Genomic DNA, 1,106 nt, shown 5'->3' with positions numbered 1-1,106 from the left:
ATTTGATTAGTTTAAGCAATTCCTTCGCCCCCTGTCACACGCTTGAAGTAATCTTCAAGACTTTCTTCACAGGTATGTGCTTCTGATACCTCCAATCCGTTTTCTACAAAAGCAGTTACAATTTTCCCCACGGGTAGCTCCATATTGTGTAGACGCAGATTGTGGTCGTCTTGTATGGAAAAATGGGTTTCATGGAAATTGCGTTCCAAAATTCTTGCCGCCTGTGCAGTATCAGAGAGCGTAAACCGGATATGTTTACTGCTTTTTTGCTCCAACTCAGCAAGGCTTTCTTCTTCCAGCAATGCACCGTGGTCAATAATTCCAATATCGTCAGCCAGCAAGGAAATCTCCGAAAGAATGTGACTGGAGATTAGAATGGTTTTTCCTCTTGTGTCGCAAAGCTCACGGATAAAGGATCGCACTTCTGCAATACCGATGGGATCGAGACCGTTGATCGGCTCATCCAAAATCAAAAGCTCCGGATCGTGCATGACTGCAAGGGCAATCGCCAACCGCTGCTTCATGCCAAGAGAGTATTGCGAAAACAGCTTTTTATCCTTGTAAGGTAGCCCGACCAAATCCAGAGCGTCTTTGATGGCATGATTGTTTGGTACTCCACGCAGGGTAGCAAAGATACGCAGGTTCTCCGTACCGGTCAGATTGGGATAAAAACCAGGGGACTCAATCAAACTGCCAATGCGGGGCAGCAACTTCTTTTCATTTCCTTGCAAAGACTTTCCCCAGATTTTGACCTCACCGGAAGTAGGCTTCGTTAAACCCAACAGCATTTTCATAGTTGTGGTTTTTCCGGCTCCGTTTCTACCCAACAGACCATAAATTCTCCCACGCTTGACATGGATATTTAAGTCAGCCACACTCTTTTGTGAGCCGTATTGCTTTGTCAGATTTTTTGTTTCAATGATATAATTTGTATCCATATTCAAAACCTCCTGTTCTGTAAGGTATTCTATCATGCCAACCTTGCATTAACCTTGCCGCAACCTTGCATTAACCTTGCAATTTGAAATCCAGTAAAATGACAAAGGCTCCCGCCATAAAGACGGGAACCCGCTTAACTCTCCAAAGGAAAAAGCAACATAAATTCA

General features: G+C 44.0%; 1 protein-coding gene. It reads right to left on the bottom strand.

The genetic code is table 11. The features are described 5' to 3' along the window. Positions 1 to 11: 11 nt before the first annotated feature. A complete protein-coding gene (locus tag DWX61_RS18395) occupies positions 12 to 938 on the bottom strand; it encodes an ABC transporter ATP-binding protein (protein ID WP_005341684.1) in 927 nt (308 codons plus the stop codon). Positions 939 to 1,106 lie beyond the last annotated feature (168 nt).

It is taken from the genome of Ruminococcus sp. AF20-12LB, from assembly GCF_003478985.1.
Lineage (GTDB): Bacteria > Bacillota > Clostridia > Lachnospirales > Lachnospiraceae > Blautia_A.
Note: the sequence above shows the minus strand (reverse complement) of the source record. Positions and strands in the feature narration are given on the sequence as shown.

What these genes read in the sequence shown, in the direction of transcription:
- DWX61_RS18395 (WP_005341684.1), bottom strand. Translation starts at nt 938, where the DNA reads ATGGATACAAATTATATCATTGAAACAAAAAATCTGACAAAGCAATAC.